Annotated in this window: 23 protein-coding genes and 1 tRNA gene; 10 read left to right on the forward strand and 14 right to left on the reverse strand. The window is 70.6% G+C overall.

The features are described from left to right. Nucleotides 1-60: 60 nt before the first annotated feature. The gene (locus ACTFTM_RS24355) at nt 61-996 is read left to right on the forward strand and encodes a phosphotransferase (protein ID WP_449562776.1); all 936 of its coding nucleotides are present in this window, start codon (nt 61-63) and stop codon (nt 994-996) included. Between the two features lie 11 nt (nt 997-1,007). Here ACTFTM_RS24355 and ACTFTM_RS24360 read toward each other — a convergent pair whose 3' ends face one another. Next, entirely contained in the window at nt 1,008-1,631 is a 624-nt protein-coding gene (locus ACTFTM_RS24360) for an HAD-IA family hydrolase (protein WP_449566717.1), read from the reverse strand. 43 nt (nt 1,632-1,674) lie between these two features. Further along, nucleotides 1,675-2,223, reverse strand: coding sequence for a hypothetical protein (locus ACTFTM_RS24365; RefSeq protein WP_449562777.1), 549 nt, complete (start codon nt 2,221-2,223; stop codon nt 1,675-1,677). 276 nt (nt 2,224-2,499) lie between these two features. On the opposite strand from ACTFTM_RS24365, the gene ACTFTM_RS24370 reads away from it, so the two are divergent. Next, on the forward strand, nt 2,500-3,372 hold the full coding sequence (locus tag ACTFTM_RS24370; RefSeq protein WP_449562778.1) for a class I SAM-dependent methyltransferase: 873 nt from the start codon (nt 2,500-2,502) through the stop codon (nt 3,370-3,372). 13 nt (nt 3,373-3,385) lie between these two features. Here the strand turns inward: ACTFTM_RS24370 and ACTFTM_RS24375 are convergent, their stop codons facing one another. Continuing rightward, the gene (locus tag ACTFTM_RS24375; protein ID WP_449562779.1) at nt 3,386-4,225 is read right to left on the reverse strand and encodes an alpha/beta fold hydrolase; all 840 of its coding nucleotides are present in this window, start codon (nt 4,223-4,225) and stop codon (nt 3,386-3,388) included. 143 nt (nt 4,226-4,368) lie between these two features. On the opposite strand from ACTFTM_RS24375, the gene ACTFTM_RS24380 reads away from it, so the two are divergent. Continuing rightward, nucleotides 4,369-5,814, forward strand: coding sequence for an RICIN domain-containing protein (locus ACTFTM_RS24380; RefSeq protein WP_449562780.1), 1,446 nt, complete (start codon nt 4,369-4,371; stop codon nt 5,812-5,814). Between the two features lie 82 nt (nt 5,815-5,896). After that, nucleotides 5,897-6,337, forward strand: coding sequence for a hypothetical protein (locus ACTFTM_RS24385; RefSeq protein ID WP_449562781.1), 441 nt, complete (start codon nt 5,897-5,899; stop codon nt 6,335-6,337). A gap of 127 nt (nt 6,338-6,464) precedes the next feature. On the opposite strand, the gene ACTFTM_RS24390 is transcribed toward ACTFTM_RS24385, so the two are convergent. The 3 genes from ACTFTM_RS24390 to ACTFTM_RS24400 form a co-directional block, all read right to left on the reverse strand. Then, nucleotides 6,465-7,016: a hypothetical protein gene (locus ACTFTM_RS24390; protein ID WP_449562782.1), complete on the reverse strand. Its 552-nt coding sequence runs from the start codon at nt 7,014-7,016 to the stop codon at nt 6,465-6,467. Between the two features lie 376 nt (nt 7,017-7,392). After that, the gene (locus tag ACTFTM_RS24395) at nt 7,393-8,865 is read right to left on the reverse strand and encodes an FG-GAP-like repeat-containing protein (RefSeq protein ID WP_449562783.1); all 1,473 of its coding nucleotides are present in this window, start codon (nt 8,863-8,865) and stop codon (nt 7,393-7,395) included. A gap of 317 nt (nt 8,866-9,182) precedes the next feature. Beyond that, nucleotides 9,183-9,425: a hypothetical protein gene (locus ACTFTM_RS24400; RefSeq protein ID WP_449562784.1), complete on the reverse strand. Its 243-nt coding sequence runs from the start codon at nt 9,423-9,425 to the stop codon at nt 9,183-9,185. 226 nt (nt 9,426-9,651) lie between these two features. Between ACTFTM_RS24400 and ACTFTM_RS24405 the strand changes: the two genes are divergently transcribed. Both ACTFTM_RS24405 and ACTFTM_RS24410 read left to right on the forward strand, forming a co-directional pair. After that, nucleotides 9,652-10,059 carry a hypothetical protein gene (locus ACTFTM_RS24405; protein ID WP_449562785.1) on the forward strand — a complete coding sequence of 136 codons (408 nt, stop codon included), beginning with the start codon at nt 9,652-9,654 and terminating at the stop codon, nt 10,057-10,059. 107 nt (nt 10,060-10,166) lie between these two features. After that, the gene (locus ACTFTM_RS24410; protein WP_449562786.1) at nt 10,167-10,535 is read left to right on the forward strand and encodes an immunity 53 family protein; all 369 of its coding nucleotides are present in this window, start codon (nt 10,167-10,169) and stop codon (nt 10,533-10,535) included. A 31-nt stretch (nt 10,536-10,566) separates the two neighbouring features. On the opposite strand, the gene ACTFTM_RS24415 is transcribed toward ACTFTM_RS24410, so the two are convergent. From ACTFTM_RS24415 to ACTFTM_RS24445, 7 genes are all read right to left on the reverse strand, one after another. Further along, nucleotides 10,567-10,641: transfer RNA gene (locus ACTFTM_RS24415), tRNA-Val, on the reverse strand. Nucleotides 10,642-10,708: 67 nt separating this feature from the next. Next, entirely contained in the window at nt 10,709-11,173 is a 465-nt protein-coding gene (locus ACTFTM_RS24420) for a peroxiredoxin (protein WP_449562787.1), read from the reverse strand. An 86-nt stretch (nt 11,174-11,259) separates the two neighbouring features. After that, nucleotides 11,260-11,697, reverse strand: a complete 438-nt coding sequence (locus tag ACTFTM_RS24425; RefSeq protein ID WP_030330240.1) for a DUF3052 domain-containing protein — start codon at nt 11,695-11,697, stop codon at nt 11,260-11,262. A 112-nt stretch (nt 11,698-11,809) separates the two neighbouring features. Then, nucleotides 11,810-14,278, reverse strand: a complete 2,469-nt coding sequence (locus ACTFTM_RS24430; protein WP_449562788.1) for a thiamine pyrophosphate-dependent enzyme — start codon at nt 14,276-14,278, stop codon at nt 11,810-11,812. Nucleotides 14,279-14,329: 51 nt separating this feature from the next. Beyond that, entirely contained in the window at nt 14,330-14,743 is a 414-nt protein-coding gene (locus ACTFTM_RS24435) for a MarR family winged helix-turn-helix transcriptional regulator (RefSeq protein ID WP_449566718.1), read from the reverse strand. 410 nt (nt 14,744-15,153) lie between these two features. Beyond that, on the reverse strand, nt 15,154-15,558 hold the full coding sequence (locus ACTFTM_RS24440) for a secondary thiamine-phosphate synthase enzyme YjbQ (RefSeq protein WP_355051416.1): 405 nt from the start codon (nt 15,556-15,558) through the stop codon (nt 15,154-15,156). 26 nt (nt 15,559-15,584) lie between these two features. After that, nucleotides 15,585-16,034 (reverse strand): hypothetical protein, encoded by a 450-nt coding sequence (locus ACTFTM_RS24445; RefSeq protein WP_449562789.1) that lies wholly within the window; start codon nt 16,032-16,034, stop codon nt 15,585-15,587. Nucleotides 16,035-16,208: 174 nt separating this feature from the next. Here ACTFTM_RS24445 and aceE point away from each other — a divergent pair, with 174 nt between their 5' ends. Then, nucleotides 16,209-18,947, forward strand: a complete 2,739-nt coding sequence (gene aceE, locus ACTFTM_RS24450; RefSeq protein WP_449562790.1) for a pyruvate dehydrogenase (acetyl-transferring), homodimeric type — start codon at nt 16,209-16,211, stop codon at nt 18,945-18,947. Nucleotides 18,948-19,218: 271 nt separating this feature from the next. Here aceE and ACTFTM_RS24455 read toward each other — a convergent pair whose 3' ends face one another. Beyond that, nucleotides 19,219-19,662, reverse strand: coding sequence for an SRPBCC family protein (locus ACTFTM_RS24455; RefSeq protein WP_355051413.1), 444 nt, complete (start codon nt 19,660-19,662; stop codon nt 19,219-19,221). A gap of 188 nt (nt 19,663-19,850) precedes the next feature. Between ACTFTM_RS24455 and ACTFTM_RS24460 the strand changes: the two genes are divergently transcribed. The 3 genes from ACTFTM_RS24460 to gltX all read left to right on the forward strand — a co-directional run bounded on the left by ACTFTM_RS24460 (nt 19,851) and on the right by gltX (nt 24,101). Further along, the gene (locus tag ACTFTM_RS24460; RefSeq protein ID WP_449562791.1) at nt 19,851-21,200 is read left to right on the forward strand and encodes a GH1 family beta-glucosidase; all 1,350 of its coding nucleotides are present in this window, start codon (nt 19,851-19,853) and stop codon (nt 21,198-21,200) included. Then, nucleotides 21,197-22,474 carry an MFS transporter gene (locus tag ACTFTM_RS24465; RefSeq protein WP_449562792.1) on the forward strand — a complete coding sequence of 426 codons (1,278 nt, stop codon included), beginning with the start codon at nt 21,197-21,199 and terminating at the stop codon, nt 22,472-22,474. Before ACTFTM_RS24460 ends, ACTFTM_RS24465 begins: the two co-directional genes overlap by 4 nt. 217 nt (nt 22,475-22,691) lie before the next feature. Next, a complete protein-coding gene (gene gltX, locus ACTFTM_RS24470; RefSeq protein WP_449562793.1) occupies nt 22,692-24,101 on the forward strand; it encodes a glutamate--tRNA ligase in 1,410 nt (469 codons plus the stop codon). The last annotated feature ends 280 nt before the right edge of the window (nt 24,102-24,381 follow it).

The raw sequence follows: 24,381 nt of genomic DNA on the forward strand, positions 1-24,381 counted from the left end.
GGAGTGGGGGCGGCGGAAATCGGGTTGTCGCGGGGGTGGGCCGGGGTGCACCGTGGCGGGATGGCACCGGGGGCGGCGACGCGGATCGGCTGGGGTGATCTGCCGGTGACGGTGCGGTCCGCCGTCGAGGAGATCATCGGCGACCGGGTGGTCGAGGCGGTCTCCCAGCCGGGCGGCTACTCGCCGGGCACCGCCGACCGGGTCCGCACCGCGACCGGCCGGCGGGCGTTCGTGAAGGCGGTCAACCCGGCGTTGAACCCGGACAGTCCGGTCATGCACCGCGCCGAGGCGCGGATCGCCGGCGCGCTCCCGGCGACGGCGCCGACACCCCGCCTGCTGGGCTGCTACGACGACGGGGACTGGGTGGCGCTGGTCTTCTCCGACGCGGCCGGACGCCACCCCCGTACCCCGTGGCGGTCCGACGAGCTGACCCGCGTCCTGGACGCCCTGGAGGCGATGGCCGTCGCGCTCACCCCCAACCCCGTCGGGCACGCGCCGACCGCCGCCGACCTGCTGGCCCGGGACTTCGCGGGCTGGGACCGGATCGCCGCCGACCCGCCGCCACACCTCGATCCGTGGGCCCGGGCGCACCTCGGCGAGTTGCGGGCGGCCGCCGACGAGGGCGTCGCCGCGCTCACCGGGGACACGCTCTGCCACGTCGACGTACGGGCCGACAACCTGCTGCTCGACACCGCCGGCACGGTGACGGTGGTCGACTGGCCGTGGGCCTGCCGGGGGCCCGCCTGGCTCGACACGGCGCTTCTGCTGGTGAACGTACGGCTGCACGGCGGGCACGACACCGAGGCGCTGCTGCGCCGGCTGCCGCTCACCGCCGACGTCGACCCCGCGGCGATCACCGGCGTGTACGCCGGGCTGGCCGGCTTCTTCGCCGACACCGCCCGCCGCCCGCCGCCGCCCGGCATCCCCACCCTGCGGGCGTTCCAGCAGGCCCACGCCGACGCCCTGCTCCCCTGGCTGGCGGCCCGCCTCGGCTGAGGCCCCAGCGGTCAGCTCGCCGCGGTCGCCGCCCGGAACCGGCCTGCCAACTGCCCCAGGTCGTCCAGGCGTACGTCGCCGTCGAGTCCCCTCAGCGCGGCGGTCACCGCGCCGGCCGCGCGCCCGGCCCGCAACCCGACCTCGGCGTCCTCGACGACCAGGCAGCGCGCCGGAGGCACGTCGAGCAGCGCGGCGGCGCGGAGATAGCCCTCCGGCGCCGGCTTGCCCTCCCGGACGTCCTCCACCGTCACCAACACCTGTGGCGCGATGCCGGCGGCACCGAGCCGAGCCTCGGCCAGTCGGACGTCGGCGCTGGTCACCACCGCCCAGGGCAACCCCAGCCGGCCCAACGTCGACAGCAGATCGAGGGCGCCCGGGGTGGCGGTCACGTCGGACAGGTCGTCGTACTGCAACGCCAACTGCCGTGCCGCCGCCACGGCGACCGCCGCGTCGTCGAGAGCGGGAAGGAGCCGACGGATCGTCTGCTCGGCGGATCTGCCGTGCCCGATCGCGAGTGCCGCCGCCGGTACGACGTCGTACTCGGACGCCCACCGCTCCCAGGCCCTCTCGACGGCGGCGTCGGAGTCCACCAGGGTGCCGTCCATGTCGAAGAGCACCGCGCCGATGCCGGACATATCCACCTGACCACCTCCCCGCCCGAGCATAGGGGGCAGCCCCTCACCCCTCGCGGTCCACCGCCGGGCGCGCGGCGTCGACGAACGCGACGCGGCGGTCCGTGCGTACCTCGATGGCCGCGAGCCAGCGCTCCCGGTGCCGGTCGCGCAGCGACGCCGCCGCGTCGCCCGGCTCGCCGGCGAGCCGGCGCTGCTCGGCGTACTCCGTCGTCAGGCTGGCCACCACCGACCGGCCCGCCGCCGCGACGTCCGCCGGGCCTTGGAGCAACACCAGGTTGTACGCCTCGTCCACGGCGCGCATCGCCGCGTACGTCTCGTCGTAGCCGGGCGTGACCGCGTCCGCGCCCGGCTCGATCCACCGCCGGTCCAGCCGCCGGTACGCCGCGTCGCAGGCGCCGAGGAACCCGACGTACGCGTCGCGCCGCAGCTCCTCGCGCCGGGCGGCGGCCCGGTCGGCGCTCTCCTGCCGGGCGATGGTGAGCTGGTGGGCGAGCTGACGGCGGGTGCTGCGCGCGGCGATCAGCCCGGTCAGGGCGGCGGCGGTCAACGTGGACAGTGATGTGATCAGCGCGACGGCGACGGTGTCCTGCACGCGCCCATTGTGTCGGCAGCCGTGGCGGTCAGCGGGGCGGGTCCTCGCCGTGGGCCGACCGGGCTCAGCGTCGGTTGCGCTTGCGGAGTACGGCCCAGACTCCGCCGGCGACTGCCGCCGTGAACGGCAGCAGGCAGCAGAGGCTGAGGACCACAAGATGCCACGGTTTGATCGCGCCCATAGCCGCGAAGGCTATCGGGTGCGGTCAACTGGCTTTCCGCGGCGGTACCGTCGGCACACAGAGCCGATGCCGGGACACGGACGGGAGCGCGAGCGATGCCGAGGACGCCATCCGCGAGCCGTACGGCGGTGCTCGTCTGCCAGGGCCGCGCGGCGGCGGACGGCCTGGTCGCTCCCGGCCGGTTCGCCGACCCGACGGCCATGCGCCTGCTCCGCGCCGACGAGCGCGAGGCCGTCGAACGGGTACGCGACGATGCCGCGCCCCAGTCGTGGCGGCAACGCATCGACTACGAGACGGTTCGGGCCTGCGCCGAGATGATCGTGCCCCGCACGGTGGCGATCGACGACGCCGTACGCGCCCACCGCGGCTCGCAGGTGGTGATCCTCGGCGCGGGGCTGGACGGTCGGGCCTGGCGGATGCCGGAACTCGCGGGCCGGACGGTCTTCGAGGTCGATCACCCGAGCAGCCAGCGCGACAAGCGCGAACGCGCCGAGGGTCTGCCGGGGCCACCGCCGACGTTCGTGGCGGTGGACTTCGGGCGTGACCGGCTCACCGAGGCGCTTGCCGCCGCCGGGCACCGCCCCGACGAGCCCACGACGTGGATCTGGGAGGGCGTCGTGCCGTACCTGACCACGACGCAGGTGTCCACGACGGTCGCCGCAATCGCGGCCTGCTCGGCCCCGATGAGCCGCCTCGTCGTCAACTTCCAGCTGCCCGGGACGTCCCTGACGCTGGGTCGGCTCGTCGCGCGGATGCTGATGGCGTCCACCGGCCGGCGCAGTTTCTGGGCCACCGAGCCGTGGCGTTCGACCTGGACACCGGCCGCCATGGCCGCTCTGCTCACCCGACACGGCTTCACGGTCACCGACGACCACGACCTGCTGGACGCGGCGCGGGCCCTGTCCGTGCCGGCCCGCAGGACCACGTCGCTGGCGCACGGCCGGGTGATGGTCGCCGATCGCGTGTGACGCTCGTCCCGGGTCAGTCGACCAACCGACCGACCAGCGCGGCGAGCGTGTCGGGGTGCTCGTCGGTGACCAGGTGACCGGCGGCGGGGACGATGTCGACGTCGGCATGAAGCCGCTGTTCCGCCGCCGCGCGCAGCCGGTCCGGAGGTAGGAACACGTCGTGGTCACCGCTCGCGATCACGACCGGCGCCCTGCTCGTCGCCGCCGGCACGAGGTCGTCGGTACTCACCGGACGGGTGTGGCGGGCGACGAGCGTCATCCACTCCACCAGCTCGGCGCGGGGCGTGCGGCCGGGCGCGGACAGCAGCCGCAGCAACCGGAGGCTCGACGTGGTCCGGGGCCGCGCGAGCCAGCCCAGGAACGCCACCAGGACACGAGGGGTGACCCTGAGCCGGCACAGTCCTCCGGGCGCCACCGCGACCGTGCCCCTGATGCGGCGATGCTCGGCGGCGAGCGTCACCGCGCCACCGAAGGAGTGCCCGAACGTCACGACCGGCCCGGAGGTGGCCTCCTCGACGACCTCGCCCAGCCACGCGGCGTACCAGGCGAGCCCGCCGTCGGCGACCTCCGCCGCGTCGGAACTCAGCCCGGGCTGACCTGGGATGTCGGCGGCCACCACCCGGTACTGCCGCGCCAGGGCCGTGAGCAGCGGCAGGTAGGCGGCCGTGCTGAAGCGGTCACCGGCGACGAGGACAACCGTAACCCGGCCCGCGCCGGCGGTGAGGAGGTGCGTGTCGTGGCCGTGGGCCCGGATCACGCGTCGCTCGTGCGGGGTCGACCACGCGTCCACCTGTTGCGCGCACCACCGGCGGATGCTGTCTCGGCCCTGGGGAGTCCGGTAGATGGACGTCACCGCTGCATCCTGCACCACGGTCGGTCGGTCCACACGCCACCGGTGATCGTCCTCGACCTGCACCGGAACAAATCGATGTACATTGATGAGCGAATCGGTTCGGACGGTGGCGGTCGCCGCCCGCCCACGGAAGGACGAACGTAGTGAGACGCATCAGACTGCTTCCATCCCTGGTGGCGGCGCTCACCCTGGTCGGAACGGCGATCGTGGCGGTCACCACCCTGGCCGCTGCCCCGGCCCAGGCCGCGCCGGTCACGATCCCCAACGGCACGCAGTTCACCGACACCGCCGGCAACCTGGTGCACGCGCACGGCGGTGGGGTACTCAAGGTTGGCGACTACTACTACTGGTTCGGCGAGAACCGCAACGCCAACAACACGTTCCGGGCGGTCTCCGTCTACCGCTCCACCAACCTGCGCGACTGGGAGTTCCGCAACAACGTGCTGACCCAGTCGTCGGCGGCGGAACTGCAATCGGCCAACATCGAGCGGCCGAAGGTCATCTACAACGCCAGCACCAACCGGTACGTGATGTGGATGCACAAGGAGAACGGCACCGACTACGGCGAGGCCAGGGCCGCCGTCGCCTCCTCGGCCACCGTGGACGGCACCTACACCTACCACGGCAGCTTCCGGCCGCTGGGCAACATGTCGCGGGACATCACGCTCTACAACGACGGCGGCACCGCCTACATGATCTCCGCCGGCGACGAGAACCGCGACCTGCTCATCTACCGCCTCAGCACCGACTACCTCACCCCGGCCACGCTGGTCGGCAACTTCTGGAACGACGGCAACCGTGAGGCGCCGGCCCTGTTCAAGCGCGGTGGCACCTACTTCCTGCTCACCTCGGGCCTGACCGGCTGGAGCCCCAACCAGGCCAGGTACGCCACGGCCTCCAGCATCTCCGGTCCGTGGTCCGGCATGACAAACGTCGGGGACTCGACCACCTTCCGCTCCCAGTCGGCCTTCGTGCTCCCCATCCAGGGCACGTCGACGACGAGCTACCTCTACCTCGGCGACCGCTGGGCCGGCGCCTGGGGCGGGCCGGTCAACGACTCCCAGTACGTGTGGTTGCCGATCGCCTTCCCCTCCGCCACGACCATGAGTCTGACCTGGTATTCCACCATCACCATCGACACCGCCGCAGGCACCGTCACCGGAGAGGCGCCACTCTCCTACCGCATCACCAACCGCAACAGCGGCAAGGTGGTCGACGTGCTGGACATGGCCGTCAGCGACAACGCCGAAGTCAGGCAATGGTCCTGGAACGGGGGCGCGAACCAGAAGTGGGAGTTCCGCGACGCCGGTAGCGGCTACTTCCGGATCGTCAACCAGAACAGCGGCAAATGCCTCGACGTCGCCAACGCCTCCACCGCCAACAGCGCCAACGTCGTCCAGTACACCTGCGGCGGGGGCACCAACCAGCAGTGGCAGTGGGTCGCCACCGGCAACTACTACCAGTTGCGCGCCCGACACAGCGGCAAGTGCCTGGACGTGGTGAGCAGCGGCACGGCAGACGGCACCGACATCACCCAGTACACCTGCGGAAGCGGCCTCAACCAGCAGTGGACCCGCACCCAGTCCTGACACCGCGGAACCGGCTTGCTGGCCGTTACACGTACCGCCGCCTGCTCTCGACACCGTTGAGCGCAGGCGGCAGGCTGCGCCGATGGCGATCGACAGAAGCGGCGAGTTCTGGAAGGGCGAGGACTCCACGGACCTTGCCGACTACCTCCGCGAGTTCAAGCCCGGTGGTTACCCGGTAGCGCTGGTGAAGGAGATGGTCTGCCTCCGGTGCGCGGGCAGGACCTTCGCCGTCCTTGTCGACGACGAGGAGGGCTGCGCCGAGGTGAGCTGTGCGGGCTGCGGTGCACGTGCCTTCGTCGCGGACAGCGCCGACTACTGGATGGACGCTGACCCAGGCGACTGCGCGTGCCCATGCGGTGGCGAAGTCTTCCACGTCGCCGTCGGCTTCGCCCTGTACGCGGACGGTGAGGTCCGCTGGATCAGTGTTGGACTGCATTGTGTTCAGGACGGCACGATGGGCGTCTACGCCGACTGGAAGATCAACTACAGCCCTACTGATCATCTTCTTGATGGTGCGGCCTGACAATTCGCGGCAGGGTGCGGACCCCGCATGCCAGCCTGGGCGCGGATCACGCCTCGCTCGTGCGGGATCGACGACCCGCCGAACTGCTGCTCACACCATCGACGGCTGCTGTCCCTGCCCGTAGGCGTCACAGGTCTTCATCGTCTTCGTCTGGCGGCAGGTCGGTCCGCCACCAGATCCGCATCAGGTACTGCTCAATGCCGGAGTGCTGTCGTCGCAGGTCGGCGATACGGTCGTCGTCGCCGTCAGTGCCCATAACCGTCAGAATCTCGTGGAATGCCTCGACTGCCTGCTCACGCCCCCGATGGAAAAGCGCGACCGTATACCGGCCAGGCCCACTTGGCGGGTCAATGCCAAAAATGACCGTGCCAAAAATATCGCCAACCTGCAGATTGCCGGTAGGACAGTCCAGGTCGAACGTCAGGGGACCCGTCCACCCGGAGGCGCTCAGATCATCATCGGGGGTCTTGTCCCAGATCTCCACGTCGGCTCGCACCTTGACGAGGTCTTGGGTCACGACGACGTAGATCTCGTATCCGGTGCTCGCTGCCACATTCTCATTGGCCTCCCTGATTGCGGCCGTCGAACCCACGGCGGCGTCGCAGTAGACGTCGCGTAGGACGACCATTCGGTAGTCCGGACTCAACGTCAGGCCATGGCGGCTGTGCCGGGTCGGCATGGTTCCTCTCCTACGACGGGCAGCCAGGTTGCGACCAGGTCCTGGCTTGTCACGATCAGCCGTCCCGAGAGACAGACGACTTCATGTCGGCACCCGCCTTCATCCGGCAGCACCTCGTGCAGCATCACAGCCTGGAGCCGGGCGACGTCCAGCCCATGGTCAGCGGGCTCGATGCTGACGCTCCCATTCCCGCCGTCGCAGCCCCTAACGGCGGGAATCATCGCACCTACGGGGGCGCGACGGCGACGGTGTGCTGGAGCGCCCATCATGGGTGTCGATGGCGGGCTACAGCTCACCAACGCGCGAGTTAGCTGTACTACCCAGGGACGGGATGGCACCGGCCCGGTGAACGGGACGGTGCCTCCCTCGTCCGTCGTCAGACAATGGCCTTGAAGCGGGCCCAGCCACCTCGAGGAACGGTCCACATCAACGCACCGCCGGACAACAACCCGCCACCATCACCCGTGTACAACCGCAAATCACCATTGCCGTCGATACCAGCGATGTCCGCCTTACCGTCACCGTTGAAATCACCACCCGTGATGGCCTTGAAGTTCGCCCAACCACCCGGCTGAACGGTCCACATCAACGCACCGCCGGACAACAACCCGCCACCATCACCCGTGTACAACCGCAGGTCGCCATTGCGATCGATACCAGCGACGTCGGCCCTACCGTCACCGTTGAAATCACCACCCGTGATGGCTTTGAAGTTCGCCCAACCACCCGGCTGAACGGTCCACATCAACGCACCGCCGGACAACAACCCGCCACCATCACCCGTGTACAACCGCAGGTCGCCATTGCGATCGATACCAGCGACGTCGGCCCTACCGTCACCGTTGAAATCACCACCCGTGATGGCCTTGAAGTTCGCCCAACCACCCGGCTGAACGGTCCACATCAACGCACCGCCGGACAACAACCCGCCACCATCACCCGTGTACAACCGCAGGTCGCCATTGCCGTCGATACCAGCGACGTCGGCCCTACCGTCACCGTTGAAATCACCACCCGTGATGGCCTTGAAGCTCGCCCAACCACCTCGAGGGACGGTCCACATCAACGCACCGCCGGACAACAACCCGCCACCATCACCCGTGTACAACCGCAGGTCACCACTGCCGTCGATACCAGCGACGTCCGCCCTACCGTCACCGTTGAAATCACCGGAGCTGGGCACGGGGGCGTTCTGGGTGATCCATCCGAGCAGATCGTCGACCCGGGTCTCGACCGCGCCTCGCCGGGTTTCGGTCTCGGCGTAGCAGCCTCCCTGCCAGGACGTGTGATGGAGACCGACGAGTTCGAGACGCCCGCCCGCCTCGCGCAACGCCGGCCCTCCCGCGTCACCCTTGCAGAGGGCCGCACTCGGGGTGAGCCCCGTGATCGCGAAGGTGGTGGTGCCGGCACTCTCGACGGTGAACTGCGCGGTGTGCAGGGAGTCAGGCACCCACTCGGTGGCCGTACGCCCGAACCCTGCTGCGGTCAGTGCCTGGTCAGGAGCGGCCGGAGAGGTGGAAACAGGAACCGGGACGATGTCCCTGACCGCCCTGGCGAGCCTGGCGAGGACGAGGTCCCGGTCCGGACGTGGCACGAGGGTGGTGACCCCGAGGACATGCCCGCCCGTCGTGGTCAGGTCGGTGCGGCCGATGGTGACGGTGGTGGGCCTGGCCGGGGCACCAGGTGCCGGGGCTTGGCCGTCCACCGCGAAGCATGACGCAGCAGTGACGACCCACCACGCATTGATCAGTGCACCGGTACACGCACGCTCCCCGGTGTCGACCTTCGCCACGAAACCGAGGTTGGCCCCGGCATCAGGCACGGACCCCACGACCGCCTGTGCTGGCACACCGGCCAGGACACTGACCGCGAGCGCCGGACCGAGCAGTTTGAGAACAGTACTGACGCGATATCTCTTGTGTGACAAGGCATCCCCCGTGATGTCCCGCCCAAGGCTGGCCCTTGTGGCGGTCCGACACTAGTTCACCTACTGAGCGAGTGCTGCCCCGTGAAGCGACGATCAGGGGTGGCGGATTTTCGCCGGTGAGCCCGTCCGGCAACGTCGCGCTGAGCATCGCCATCTCCGTCGTCGTCCGGCCGCAATGGCGGCGGTGGCGACTCCGGGCAGCCAGCCCGCGCCGGGTAACTTCTGGGCGCCATCGCCCCTTAGCGTTGGTCGGCGATCGCCCCTTGCCGCCCAAGGAACTCGCGGAGAAGTCGGCAGAGGTTCGAGATGGCCAGCATGTGGTCGTCATCGCTGGCAATGCTGTCCTCGGTCGCCCCCGCACCGAAGGTTTCCGCCAGCACCAGCGCCCAGAAGGCAAGGCTGCTGCCACGGTGGCGGGCGGACATCCACCCTTGGAACGCTGCCAGCTCGCCCCGGCCACGCGCGAGGTCGAACCCTGTCACCGCCGAGAACGCTCGCTCGAACCTTGGCCGTCCGACGTACATTCCTAGCCGGTGGTCCATATGCCAGAGGAAATCTTCCCAACCCACCGAAGCATTGTTCCTGACCACGACCGCTTCGGTGCGAAGGAACCACCCGTCGGGCACGCAACGGGCACGGCCGCACCTCACCCGCGGCTGCCTGGCGGGTATCCCCCAGGGCGGATGGGCCGGAGGTAATCTTCGCCGAATGGTTCCGGTGCATTGGCGGCAACTCCTCCCGGCAACGGCTGACGATCTTCTGGACGGGGTGCAGTTTGGCGATGGTTGCCTCAGAGAGTTGACCTTCAGGTCAAACTACGGGGAAGGCGCTCAGCAGTCTGCGGTCGCGCTTCTGGATGTCCGGCGTGTCGGTGAGACTCGATGGGTACAGCTCCACATCGAGCTCTCGCGCCTTGCCCGTTGGAAGGTCGTGGACCTCGGGACCTTCTCCTGGGTGCTCGACGACGAACCCCAGCTCGTTCAGGACGAAGCCGGACTCCTCCACCTCGACTTGGACAACCCCGGCGAGGAGCGCACAGTCGATGAGATGGCAGAGCACTCCCACCTCTACCTCGCCGCTCGTCAGATCCGGTGGGCAATCACCGACACAGGATGATCCTCGGCTCGCGCCCAGAGCGACTCGTCATCCGGCGCTGAGCTACATCGACCGCGAGACCTACCCTTGCCTGACGTGAACGACCACAGCGAGATCAGGAATACGGAATGCACGATCACGACGAGCTAGCGCCCGGGGTCTGGTCCTGGCTGCAAGCCTGGTACGCGACTCAGTGCGATGGCGAGTGGGAACACGAATACGGCATTCGGATCGAGACGCTCGACAACCCCGGGTGGTCGGTCCGCATCGACCTGGGCGATACGGCACTGTCGGGAATGGCCTACGAGCGGCAAGAGCTCCGTAGAAGCGAGCACGAGTGGCTCATGACCTGGGTCGAGGAAGACCAGTTCAGGACGGCGTGTGGGCCACTCAACCTCGGCGACGCGCTACACCTGTTTCGGCCAGTGGGTCGAGACTACGAACCGCGTGGCCGGGCCGCAGGCTTGACCGAAACCTGTCACCGCCCCGGAAAATGATCTTCGCGGGGCGGTTTCTGCTGGTGGTGATTGGTGGGCGCGGCAGGTTTCGAACCTGCGACCCCTCGCTTGTAAGGCGAGTGCTCTCCCGCTGAGCTACGCGCCCCGGAACGCCCCGTCTGCGGCGGGCCGGTGGCTGGCAAGCCTACCTGCTCGCCGCCGGCCCGGCCGCATCAGGCCGTCGCGTCGGCGATGGCCTTGCGCCAGCCCTGCTGGTCGCGGGCTTCGCCGGGGCCGTTCATCTCGGCGAAGCGGACCACGCCGGCCCTGTCGATGACGAACGTGCCCCGGTTGGCGAACCCGGCGACGTCGTTGAAGACCCCGTACGCCTGGGCGACGCCACCGTGCGGCCAGAAGTCGGCCAGCATGGGGAACTGGTAGCCCTCCCGGTCGGCCCAGATCTTGTGACTGTAGGCCGAGTCGACGCTGACCGTCAGCACCTGGACGTCGTCGTTCGCGTACTCGTGGAGGTTGTCCCGCACCTCGGCCAACTCGCCCTGGCAGGTGCCGGTGAATGCCAGCGGGTAGAAGACCAGGAGCACGGCGCGCCGGCCGCGGAAGTCCGAGAGCCGGACCTCCTGGTTGTTCTGGTCCTTCAGCACGAAGTCCGGCGCCTCGGCGCCAACCTCGATGGGCATGCGGACTCCTCGGGTCGACTCGGGGGACGAGGCCAGCCCAGCGCGCCCGACGGCGAACCGTCGGGGCGCGAGGGGACGAGCGTGGGTTACTTCTTGGCCTTGGCCCCTCGGCGAAGCACCAGGCGGGCGCCGCTCCAGTCCCGGCCGGCGTTGACGGTCGAGGTCTGCTGAAGGCCGGCGGTGGGCGCGGACTCCGCGACCTCGCTCGGCTCGACGTGCCCCTCGCGCCCCGCCTTCGGGGTGAGCAGCCACACGACTCCGTTGTCGGCCAGCGGGCCGAGGGCGTCGACGAGCAGCTCGAAGAGGTCACCGTCGCCGTCGCGGTACCACACGAGCACCGCGTCGACCACCTCGTCGGTGTCCTCGTCGACCAGATCTCCACAGCGGTCGGTCAGGGCGTCGCGGAGATCCTGGTCGACGTCGTCGTCGTACCCCATCTCCATGACGACCATCCCCGGTTCGATGCCGAACCGGTCCGCCAGGCTGCGTACCCCGTCGGCGGCCTGACCAGCGGTCGCGCTCACTGTCGCGTGCCTCCTCATCTCGTCCCTGCTCGCGGCGTCGGACCGACGCCGTCAGGCAAAGTCCACACAGTTGTGCGTCTGCGCGCAAGTGGCGCACCGGGTGGAACGGAATTTACCGTGCCAGCAGCGTACGGGCACCGTCGGTAATGGCCTCCGGTGAGACCAGAACATGACGCGCAGCCGGACCTAATGGTACAAACGAGTCAACTGCGGCCACCCGCCGCGCTGCGCCGACATATCCACCATCCACCAGGGCGGCGATAACTCCCTCGCCGACGCCGCCTGACCGGCGTGTCTCGTCCACCACCAGCACCCGCCCGGTCGCCGAGGACTCCCGGATGATGTCGGCCACCGGCAGGGGCGCCAGCCACCGCAGGTCCACCACGCGGGTGCCGACGCCCTCCTCGGCGAGCACCGCCGCGGCCCGCAGCGACATCCGCACGCCGTTACCGAACGTGATGATCGTCAGGTCGTCGGCCGACCCGACCCGGTAGACCCGGGCCCGGCCGATCGGCACGTGCCCGGCCACCCACGAGCCCGGCTCGGGATAGCCGGCCAACCACTCACCGTCGCCATCGGCGTACAGGTCGCGGGTGTGGTAGAGCGCGATCGGCTCCAGGAACACGCACACGCTGCCGTCCACCGCCGCGCTCGCCAGACAGGTCCGCAGCATGGGCGCGGCGTCGTCCGGCCGCGCCGGCACCGCGACCACAAGACCAGGAACATCCCGGAGTACGGCCACCGAGTTGTCGTTGTGGAAGTGCCCCCCGAACCCCTCCTGGTACGCCAACCCGGCGACCCGCACCACCATCGGGTTGCGGAAGGCGCCCCGCGAGAAGAACTGCATGGTGGCGGCCTCGCCGCGCAGCTGGTCCTCGGCGTTGTGCAGGTACGCCAGGTACTGGATCTCCGGCACCGGCAGCATCCCGGCCAGCCCGGCGCCGAGACCCAGGCCCAGCACCGACGTCTCGTCGAGCAGGGTGTCGAAGACGCGGGCCGGTCCGAACCTGTCGCGCAGGCCCTTCGTCACGCCGTACACCCCGCCCTTGGCGGCCACGTCCTCGCCGAAGACGGCCATCTGGGGGTGGTCGAGCAGCCCGTCGGCGAGCGCCGCGTTGATGCTCTGGGCCAGGGTCATCGGTCCGACCAGCTCGGGCGGTTTGCCGCCGAACGCCTCCTCCCGGGCCGCCGCGCCCGGTCCGCTGGCCCGGGCCGCCGCGTCGGCCACCGCCCGCGCCACCCGCACCGGGCGGCGGGGGGCCAGCGCCGACACCACGTCGGCCGCGGAGGCCAGCTTGGGCTCGCCCAGCACCTCCTCGGCGAGCCGGCGTACCTGCCAGCCCGTCTCGTCGTACCGGGCCAGCAGCTCGTCGGCGGTCGCCACGCCGGCATCGACGAGCAGCCGCGCGGTGGCGACCACCGGATCCCGGTCCAGGTCCTCGGCCAGCTCGGCCGGGGTGCGGTACGCCGACTCCGCGTCCGCCCCGGCGTGGCCCATCAGCCGGACGGTGCGCAGGTGCAGCACGGCGGGCCGCCGGTACCGGCGTACCCAGGCCGCCGCCTCCTGCGCCACCGTGTACGCCCGCACCGGGTCGGCGCCGTCCGCGCTGAAGTAGCGGACGCCCGGCTTGGCGCGCAGCGTCGCCTCCACCCAGCCCTCCGGGGAGCGGACGCTGATGCCCAGCCCGTTGTCCTCGCAGACGAAGAGCACCGGGATGCGCAGGCCGGCGTGGTCGTACCAGCCGGCGGTGTTGAAGGCGGCGGTGGCGCTGGCGTGGTTGACCGACGCGTCGCCGAACGAGCAGACCACGATGGCGTCCGGCGGCCACGGGACGTGCGCCGCGCCGGCGCCGCTGCCGACCCGTACCCCCGTGCCGGTACGCCGCCCGGCGGTGTCCAGCCGGCGCAGCCGCTCCACGGCCAGTCCCATCCCGACCGCGCGGGGCAGGTGCGAGGCGATGGTGGAGGTGGTCGGCACGACGGCCAGGTCGGCCCGGCCGAACACCTTGTGCCGGCCACCGGCGATCGGCTCCTCGCTGGACGCGACCATGCCCCGCAACACGTCCCGGGCCGCCTCGGCGTACACCCCGAACCCACCGGTGGGGGCCTCGGACCCGGCCGGCTCGGAGCCGGCCGGCTCGGGTCTGGCGGGCGCGTCCGACGCGTCGGCGGCGGGCGTCGGGACCTCCGCGTCGAGCGCCGGGATGTCGCCGTCGGACGCCGGAGCAGCGGCGGCGGCGACCTGGGCCGCCCGCACGCAGTAGAACGCCCCGGAACGGTAGTGCAGCAGCGCCGGATCGGTCGGGCGCAGCGCGGCGGCGACCGCCGCGTTGCCCTCGTGCCCGGACGAGCCGATGGTGTAGAAGCCCTCCCCGAAGCTGCGCAGCCAGCGCCCGGCCAGGTCGAGCTGCCGGCTGGCCACCTGCGCGTCGAACAGGTCGAGCAGTTGGGCGCCGGTCAGCGGGGCGTCGTCGGTGACCGGATCGGCGAGGTCACGCCGTTGCGGCGCGGCGGGCAGCGCCGCCAGCGTCTCCCGGAACCGGTCGTCGAGATCTTGCGGGGTGGTCACGTCCGACAGCATTACCGACGCGGGCCACCGTCGCCCAGTGGGACACGGCCGGCACGGGTCGACTCACTGCGGGTCGCACGGCTCCGGACAACCGCCGTCGGACACCTTCCACACCAGGTCACGGAGGGTGTACAGCTCCTCGTCGCCCAGCGGCGCGAGAAGTCGGGAGTCGGACATCACCTCGGCGACCCGGCCCCGCACGACGCGACCGTCCCCGGTCACCACGAGGGTCTTCTGCCGGCGGTCGGCCGGGTCGGTCCGACGCTCGACCAGGCCGGCCTGTTCCAGCTTGTCGACCAACGCGGTCACGTTCGACCGGTCGCAGCTCAGCCGGTCGGCGAGGTCACGTGCCGGCAGGGGGCGGTCCGGGTCCAGCTCGTGCAACGCCCGGGCCGCCGCCGGGGTCAGCCCCAACTCGGCGAAGGCTACGCCCTGCCGATGCCGCAGGGACGCCGTCAGGTGCGCCATCCGACGCATCACGTCGGCGGCCAGCCCATCGCGGCCCACCGGTTCGTCCGCTACCGACACCGCGTCCCCCACCACCGCAACATCGTACGCACCACGACGACCGCCCAGCTCAGCGATCAGATCCTCCCGGGCCGTGTCGGGTGGGAGCTTGCGTCGACGCGTCCGCGACGGCCGCCGGGGCGGTCAAGATCCGCGCAACTTCGGTGAAAGTGCTGCCTCGGCGCGCCCGGAGACAGCAGTCTCGGGTTAGTTGCGGGGATCCTGGACCGGGACGTGGCCTCTGGCCGGTTGAACCCGCCCCTGCCGCAGCGGGCCGTCCATGATCGCGCTGGAACCAGGAAGTAGTGGCCTCCCGTCCGCGCGACACCACTGGATCCAGGATCGAGCACGATCTTGGCGGGGCGGGGCGGGGCGGGGCGTCAGGCGGGCAGGAACGAGAAGCGGACCTGGCGGGTCGGGTTGTCGCCATTGGTGTCGACGAGGCAGATCGACTGCCACGTGCCCAGGGCCAGCCGGCCGTCGAGCACCGGCAGCGTGGCGTACGGCGGCACGAAGGCCGGCAGGACGTGGTCCCGGCCGTGGCCGGCCGAGCCGTGCCGGTGTCGCCAGCGGTTGTCGGTGGGCAGTAGCGCGTCGATCGCGGTGAGCAGGTCGTCGTCGGAGCCCGACCCGGTCTCGATGATCGCCAACCCGGCGGTGGCGTGCGGCACGAAGACGTGCAGCAGACCGTCCCCCTCGCCGGAGACGAAGCTCTGGGCTTCGGCGGTGATGTCCCGGACGGCCGGCCGGGACCCGGTCTGGACGGTGATCACGTCACTGCGCATAGGTCGCATTCTGCCGTAGCCGACGGTCAGGAACCGCCGCCACCGCCACCGGAGTCCCCACCACCGCCGGAGAAGCCACCGCCGCCGGAGTCGCCGCCGGAGAAGCCACCGCCGCCGGAGTCGCCGCCGGAGAAGCCACCGCCGCCGGAGTCGCCGCCGAAGAAGCCGCCACCGGAGTCGCCGCTGCCGGAGTCGCCGCTGCCGGACCAGTCCCCCGCGCCGTAGTACGTCAGAGGGACGCTGGTGTCGGCGTGCCGGTGGCGCGGGCCGGGAACCCGACGAGGCCCTCGCCGGGGCGCGGGCGCGCGCAGCCCGCCGCGCAACTGGACCGCGCCGAACGCCATCGCCGCGACGCCGAGAATCGTGATCGGCAGGACGGCGGGATTCCCCGCCAGGAGCACCGGCGCGGAGACAAGCGCTCCGAGCGCGCCAACCAGGAGGATCGTGCCGCCGCTCACCACCCGCCGACCGTTCATGTTCGGCACGGTAGCGAGCCCGGACAAGTGGGCGACCGGACGGCCGTAGCGCTAAGTTACCGGCGGGTACCTGTGTTCAGCATCGCGTCCGGGGGACCTAGACGTGACGACGGGTGCCACCAGGGGGCAGGATGGCGCTAGAGACCTATCCCACACACAACCGAGGGAACGCCTGTGGCTACGGAACGCAAGCGCCCGGTGATCAGCGACGGCCTACCGAGCCAGCTTCCGGACATCGACCCTGAAGAGACCAGCGAATGGGTCGAGTCGCTTGACGGTGTCATCGACGAGCGGGGAGCCAAACGCGCCCGCTACGTCATGCTGCGCCTGCTGGAGCGGGCCCGTGAGCGCCAGGTCGGGGTTCCGCCCCTGACCACCACCGACTACATCAACACCATTACTCCGGAACGCGAACCGTGGTTCCCGGGTGACGAGCACGTCGAGCGGCGCATCCGGGCGTACGTGCGGTGGAACGCGGCGATGCTCGTGCACCGGGCCCAGCGCCCGGAGATCGGCGTCGGCGGGCACATCTCCACCTTCGCCAGCTCGGCGTCGCTCTACGAGGTGGGCTTCAACCACTTCTTCCGGGGCAAGAACCACCCGGGCGGCGGCGACCAGATCTTCTACCAGGGCCACGCCTCGCCGGGCATGTACGCGCGGGCGTTCCTGGAGGGGCGGCTCAGCGAGCACGAGCTCGACGGGTTCCGCCAGGAGCTGTCGCATCCGGGTGGCGGTCTGCCGTCGTACCCGCACCCGCGGCTCATGCCGGACTTCTGGGAGTTCCCCACCGTCTCGATGGGTCTCGGCGGTCTGAACGCGATCTACCAGGCCCGGTTCAACCGGTACCTCCAGCACCGCGGCATCAAGGACACCTCGCAGCAGCACGTCTGGGCGTTCCTCGGCGACGGTGAGATGGACGAGCCGGAGACGCTGGGCGCGATCGGCGTGGCCGCCCGCGAGGAGCTGGACAACCTCACCTTCGTGATCAACTGCAACCTGCAGCGGCTGGACGGCCCGGTCCGGGGCAACGGCAAGGTCATGCAGGAGCTGGAGGCGTTCTTCCGGGGCGCCGGCTGGAACGTCATCAAGGTGGTCTGGGGCCGCGAGTGGGACCCGCTGCTCGCCGCCGACACCGACGGCGCGCTGGTCAACCTCATGAACACCACGACCGACGGTGACTACCAGACGTACAAGGCGGAGTCCGGCGCGTACGTGCGGGAGCACTTCTTCGGCCGTGACCCGCGTACCCGCAAGATGGTCGAGCCGCTGAGCGACGACGAGATCTGGAACCTGAAGCGGGGCGGGCACGACTACCGCAAGCTCTACGCGGCCTACAAGGCGGCCACCGAGCACACCGGTCAGCCGACGGTCATCCTGGCAAAGACGATCAAGGGTTGGACGCTCGGCTCGCACTTCGAGGGCCGCAACGCGACCCACCAGATGAAGAAGCTGACGCTGGATGACCTGAAGACCTTCCGCGACCGGCTCTACCTGGACATTCCGGACAAGGCGCTGGAGGACAACCCCTACCTGCCGCCGTACTACCACCCGGGCGAGAAGTCCGAGGAGCTGGCGTACCTGAAGGAGCGCCGGGAGCAGCTCGGCGGCTACCTGCCGTCGCGGCGGACCAGCACCAAGCGGCTGACCATCCCCGGTCCGGAGCGCTTCGCCGACGTCAAGCGCGGCTCGGGCAAGCAGAAGGTGGCCACCACGATGGCCTTCGTCCGCCTGCTCAAGGACATCATGAAGGACAAGGAGTTCGGCAAGCGCTGGGTGCCGATCATCCCGGACGAGGCGCGCACCTTCGGTCTCGACTCGATCTTCCCGACCGCGAAGATCTACTCCCCGCACGGTCAGCGGTACACCTCCGTCGACCGGGAGCTGTTCCTGTCGTACAAGGAGTCGACCACCGGGCAGATCCTGCACGAGGGCATCAACGAGGCGGGTTCGGTCGCCTCATTCACCGCCGCGGGCTCGGCGTACGCCACCCACGACGAGCCGATGATCCCGATGTACATCTTCTACTCGATGTTCGGGTTCCAGCGGACCGCCGACGGGCTCTGGGCAGCGGCCGACCAGATGGCGCGAGGCTTCCTGCTCGGCGCGACCGCCGGACGCACCACGCTCAACGGTGAGGGCCTCCAGCACGAGGACGGCCACTCGATGCTGATCGCCGCCACCAACCCGGCGGTGGTCGCGTACGACCCGGCGTTCTCCTTCGAGATCGCGCACATCATGGAGAACGGCCTGCACCGGATGTACGGGGACGCGCAGGAGAACGTCTTCTACTACCTGACGGTGTACAACGAGCCGATCCTGCAGCCGGCCGAGCCGGAGGGCGTGGACGTCGAGGGGCTGCTCAAGGGCATCTACCGCTACTCGCCGGCGCCACAGGTCGACGGCCCGAAGGCCAACGTCCTCGCCTCCGGGACGGGCATGCAGTGGGCGCTCAAGGCCCAGCAGCTGCTCGCCCAGGACTGGGGGGTGGCCGCCGACGTCTGGTCGGTGACCTCCTGGACCGAGCTGCGCCGCGACGCGGTGGAGACCGAGGAGTACAACCTCCTGAACCCGGGCGCCGAGGCCAAGGTGCCGTACATCGCGCAGAAGCTGGCCGACGCGGACGGGCCGAAGGTCGCGGTCAGCGACTGGATGCGCGCCGTCCCGGACCTGATCGCCCGTTGGGTACCCGGCGACTACACGTCGCTCGGCACCGACGGCTTCGGGATGTCGGACACCCGGCACGCGCTGCGCCGGCACTTCCACGTCGACGCCGAGTCGATCGTGGTCGCCACGCTGCGGCAGCTCGCCCGCAGCGGCGCGGTCGAGGCCACCGTACCGGCCGAGGCCGCCAAGAAGTACGCGATCGACGACGTCAACGCCGCCCCGGTCGGCGAGACCGGCGGCGACAGCTAAACCCGCACGACCGTAAGAGGGGCCCGGCGCTGACGCGCCGGGCCCCTCTGCGTCACCCCCACCCCCCCAACTGCGTCGATCATGGAGTTGTGGTGGGGGACGAAGCGGTGAAGTCACCCCGTTCCGGGCACCAGAAGTCCATGATCGACCCGGGCGCACGGGTGGGTGCGGGCGGCACGGGTGGGTGGGGTGCGGGTGGGCGGTGGCCGGCGTTCCTGGTGGGGACGCCGGGCCACCGCCGGGGCGGGTGGCGCTGGGAGGACGCGGCTCGTCAGCCGACGGCGGCCAGGTCGGTGAGCCGGGCCAACGAGTCCTCCAGGTCGGCGCCGACCCGACGCAGGCCGAGGCGCAGCAGGGCCGCCTTGACGGGACCGGCCGGCCAGCGCACCACGATGAGCCGCACGACCGTTCCGCCCTCCTCCTCGTCCTCGGTGAGCTGGACGTAGATTTCGGTGCGCGCCTCCGCACGGGCACCGGCCCCCTTGGCCCGCTCCCGCCAGCCGATCAGCGTCGGCTCCTGATAGGCGATCACCTCGGCCTCATGCGCCGAACGCCCCGCCTGGACGAGTTGTCGCCGCCCGAAGCCCTCTCCGGAGAGCACTTCGGCCGCGCGAACCCCCGCCAGCCAGGCCGGCAACTGCTCGGCCCGCTGGACCACGTCCCAGACCACTTCCATCGGCGCCGCCACGTGCGCACTACGTTCCACGAGGATCATTTCCGTCTTGCCTCCAGTGAGGACATCCCACGATATCGGCACTCTATGCGTCAAATCGGACTTACCTGGACGGGTTTGGAAAAAGACACGCCGATCAACCATTGCGGATTACGCCAGCCCGGCCTATGGCGCATTCATCGACGGCGTCCTAAAGTCCCGAACACGTTTCATGTTCACCGGGAGGGCGCATGTCGACCGCACCGATGCCCCAGTTCCCCGACGGCTTCCGCTGGGGCGTCTCCACCTCGGCCCACCAGATCGAGGGCGCCGCCACGGCCGACGGACGAGGAACGTCCATCTGGGACACCTTCGCCCGCGAGCCCGGCCGGATCAGCGACGGCAGCAGCGGCGCGGTCGCCTGCGACCACTACCACCGGCACGCCGAGGACGTGGCGCTGATGGCCGGGCTCGGTGTCGGGGCGTACCGGTTCTCGATCGCCTGGCCCCGCGTGCAGCCGGACGGCAGCGGCGCGACAAACGCCGCCGGCCTGAACTTCTACGACCGGCTGGTCGACGACCTGCTGGCCGCCGGCATCGACCCGGTGGCCACCCTGTACCACTGGGACCTGCCGCAACCCCTCGAGGACGCCGGCGGTTGGCTGCACCGCGACACCGCCGCCCGCTTCGGCGAGTACGCCGAGCGGACCGCCGCCCGCCTCGGTGACCGGGTCAAACTGTGGATCACCCTCAACGAGCCGTTCATCCACATGAGCCTCGGCTACGGCATGGGTGTGCACGCCCCCGGTCAGATGCTGCTCTTCGACGCCTTTCCCGTCGCCCACCACCAACTGCTCGGCCACGGACTCGCGGTACAGGCGCTGCGGGCGCACACCGCCAATCCGATCGCGATCGCCAACAACTACTCGCCCGTGCGGGTCATCGGCGACAGCGACGCCGACCGGGCCGCCGGGGCCGCGTACGAGACGTTGCACAACCGGCTCTTCACCGACCCGCTGCTCGGACGCGGGTACCCCGACCTGCCCGGTCTCGACCCCACCGTCGTCCGCGCCGGCGACCTGGACACCATCGCCGCGCCCATCGACGTGCTCGGGGTCAACTACTACAACCCCACCGGTGTACGGGCAGCTGAGGAGGGCTCGCCCCTGCCGTTCGACCTGGTACCCCTCGACGGCTACCCGCGCACCGCCTTCGACTGGCCGGTCGCCCCCGACGGGCTGCACGAGCTGCTCGGCTGGCTGCGCGACACGTACGGCGACGCCCTGCCACCCATCGAGATCACCGAGGGCGGCTGCGCGTACGACGACGAGCCGGACGCGCACGGGCAGGTGGCGGACCCGGAGCGGATCGCGTACCTCGACGGGCACCTGCGGGCGGTCCGGGCGGCCATCGACGACGGGGTGGACGTCCGCGGGTACTTCGTCTGGTCGCTGCTCGACAACTGGGAGTGGGCCGAGGGGTTCACCAAGCGCTTCGGCCTGGTGCACGTCGACTACGCCACGCAGAGGCGGACGCCGAAGTCGTCGTACACCTGGCTGCGGGACCTGATCGCGGGCAGCGCGCCGGGGTCGGCGCGGTGACCACCCTCGACCCGACGCCGGCGTCGCTGCCGGCCGCGCTCGCCGAGCCGACCGTGCCGGTCCGGCGCGGCTGGATCGGCCTGGTCTTCGCCGCCAACCTCGGCGTGTGGATGGCGTTCTTCACGCCGATCCAGGTGCTGCTGCCGCAGCAGATCGAGCGGATCGCGCCCGGCGACAAGGAGACCATGCTGGCCGTGGTCACCGGTCTGGGCGCGTTGGCGGCGGTGCTGGCGAATCCCCTGGCGGGCGCGCTGTCCGACCGGACCTGCCTGCGGATCGGCGGCCGGGAGTTCGGTCGGCGGCACGTCTGGACCGCCGGCGGCGCGGTGCTCGGCGCGGCGGCGCTCGTGCTGTTGGCCCAGCAGCGGACCATCCTCGGGGTCGCCGTCGGCTGGGTCGCCGCGCAGGTGTGCTTCAACGCGATGCTCGCCAGCCTCACCGCCGCCATCCCGGACCGGGTGCCGGTGACGCAGCGCGGTGGCGTCTCGGGCTGGGTGGGCATCCCGCAGGCGCTCGGGCTGGTCCTCGGCGCGGTACTGGTCACCGCCGTGGTCACCGGGAACGCCGCCGGCTACCTGGCCATCGCGGTGGCCATCCTGCTGCTGTCGCTGCCGTTCGCGCTGCTCACGCCCGACGACCCGCTGCCCCGCGCACACCGGCCGGCACTGCGCGTCCGGACGCTGTTCACCTCGATGTGGATCAGCCCGCGCCGGCACCCGGACTTCGCCTGGGCGTGGATCACCCGGTTCCTGGTCCAGCTCGGCAACGCGCTGGGCACCCTCTACCTGCTGTACTTCCTCACCGACGGGGTCCACTACCCCGACCCCGAGGGCGGCCTGCTCGTGCTGATCCTGCTCTACACGCTCGGCATGATGCTGACCGCCGTGGTCGCCGGCCGGCTGTCCGACCGCTCCGGGCGGCGCAAGATCTACGTGATCGTCTCCGGCCTGATCATGGCGGTGGCGGCGCTGCTGCTCGCGGTCGCGCCCACCTGGCCCATGGCGATCGTCGCCGCGCTGCTGCTCGGCGCGGGCTACGGCGTCTACCTCTCGGTGGACGCCGCGTTGATCACGCAGGTGCTACCGCGCGCCACCGATCGGGCCAAGGACCTCGGCGTGATCAACATCGCCAACTCGGCGCCGCAGGTGCTCGGTCCGGCGCTCTCCGCCCCGCTCGTGGTCCACCTGGGCGGCTACCCGACGCTCTACGCGGTCACCGCCGTGGTCACCGTCGTGGGCAGCGCCCTGGTGGTCAAGATCCGCTCGGTCGCCTAGGGCGTGTGTCAAAGCCCTCGGTCGAGCCGAGGCGGAGTTCAGGCGGCGGTCCGGCAAGGCGGAGATGGGCTCGGATACAACACCGGTATCCGAGCCCATCTCCAACGCGGCCGGCCGTCGTCTGAGCCCGCCGCAGGCCGGCCAGGGGCTTTGGCACACGCCCTAAGTCGGGGGGCCGTGACCGAAAGCGGTCGCGGGCCGCCGTAGGCTGGAGGGCGTGACGGTACGTGTGCGCTTCGCCCCCTCCCCGACCGGAATGTTCCACGTCGGCGGCGCCCGCTCGGCGCTGCAGAACTGGATCTACGCCAAGCAGCAGGGCGGGGTGTTCGTGCTGCGCATCGAGGACACGGACGCCGCGCGCAACAAGCCCGAATGGACCGAGGGCATCCTCTCCGCGCTCGACTGGATCGGCATCTCCCGGGGCAGCTACGAGGGGCCGTACTTCCAGTCCGAGAACGCCGGCGAGCACCGCGCCGCCGCCACCCGGCTCTACGAGTCGGGCCGCGCCTACTACTGCGACTGCACCCGCGAGGACGTACAGGCCCGCACCGGCTCGCAGTACCAGGGCTACGACGGCTACCACCGCGACCGCGGCCTCGGACCGGGGCCCGGGCACGCCCTGCGCTTCCGTACGCCGGACGAGGGCACGACGGTGGTCGTCGACCTGATCCGCGGCGAGCCCACCTTCGAGAACAAGCTCATCGAGGACTTCGTCATCGCCCGCGGCGACGGCTCGCCGGTGTTCCTGCTGGCCAACGTCGTGGACGACATGACCATGGGCATCACCCACGTGATCCGCGCCGAGGAGCACCTGCCCAACACGCCCAAGCAGCAGCTGCTCTGGGACGCCCTCGGGGTCAAGCCGCCGGTCTGGGCGCACGTGCCGGTGGTCGTCAACGAGAAGCGGCAGAAGCTCTCCAAGCGCCGCGACAAGGTCGCCCTGGAGGCGTACCGCGACGAGGGCTACCTCGCGGGCGCGATGCGCAACTACCTCATGCTGCTCGGCTGGGCGCCCTCGGGCGACCGGGAGATCGTGCCCTGGTCGGTCATCGAGGACGAGTTCCGGCTGGAGGAGGTCAACCCCTCCCCCGCGTTCTTCGACGAGAAGAAGCTGCGCGCCTTCAACGGCGAGTACATCCGCGCGCTGCCGGTGGCCGAGTTCGTCGACGCCTGCCAGCCGTGGCTCACCGGCACCGGGACCATCGCGCCGCCCCCGTGGCAGCCGGAGGAGTTCGACGCCGAGGCGTTCGCCGCCGTGGCGCCGCTGGCCCAGACGCGGATCGCGGTCCTCAGCGAGATCGTGCCGAACGTCGACTTCCTCTTCCTGGCCTCGCCGACGATCGACGAGGCCGCCTGGACGAAGACGATGAAGGACGGCTCCGGCGAGTTGCTGGACGCCGCCGTCGCCGCCTTCGAGGCGCTGGACTCCTGGAACGCCGAGACGCTGAAGTCGACGCTCGAGGCGGTCGGCGCAGAGCGCGGCCTCAAGCTCGGCAAGACGCAGGCGCCCGTACGGGTCGCGGTCACCGGCCGCACCGTGGGCCTGCCCCTGTTCGAGTCCCTGGAGGTGCTGGGCCGCGAGCGCACCCTGACAAGAATGCGCGCAGCCCGCCTCCGCCTCCCCTGAACCCCCCTGTCGCGCCGGCCTGCGCCTGCCCCCGCGCCGATCTTGCATCTTCGGTTGTCGACATGAGTGGAATGCCTGCTATGTCGCCACAGAAACCGCAAGATCGGCGCCGGAATGCATGGCGAACCCCCGACCCGACCCGACCCGGCCCGACCCGTCGCGACCCGTCGCGGCCCGGCCCGACCCGGCCCGGCCCGTCGATCATGGACTTGTGGTGCCGGGTTGGATGCCTTTAGGGAGACTTCGTCCCCACCACAAGTTCATGATCGACGCGGGCGGG

The sequence above is a fragment of the Micromonospora sp. RB23 genome, assembly GCF_053585025.1.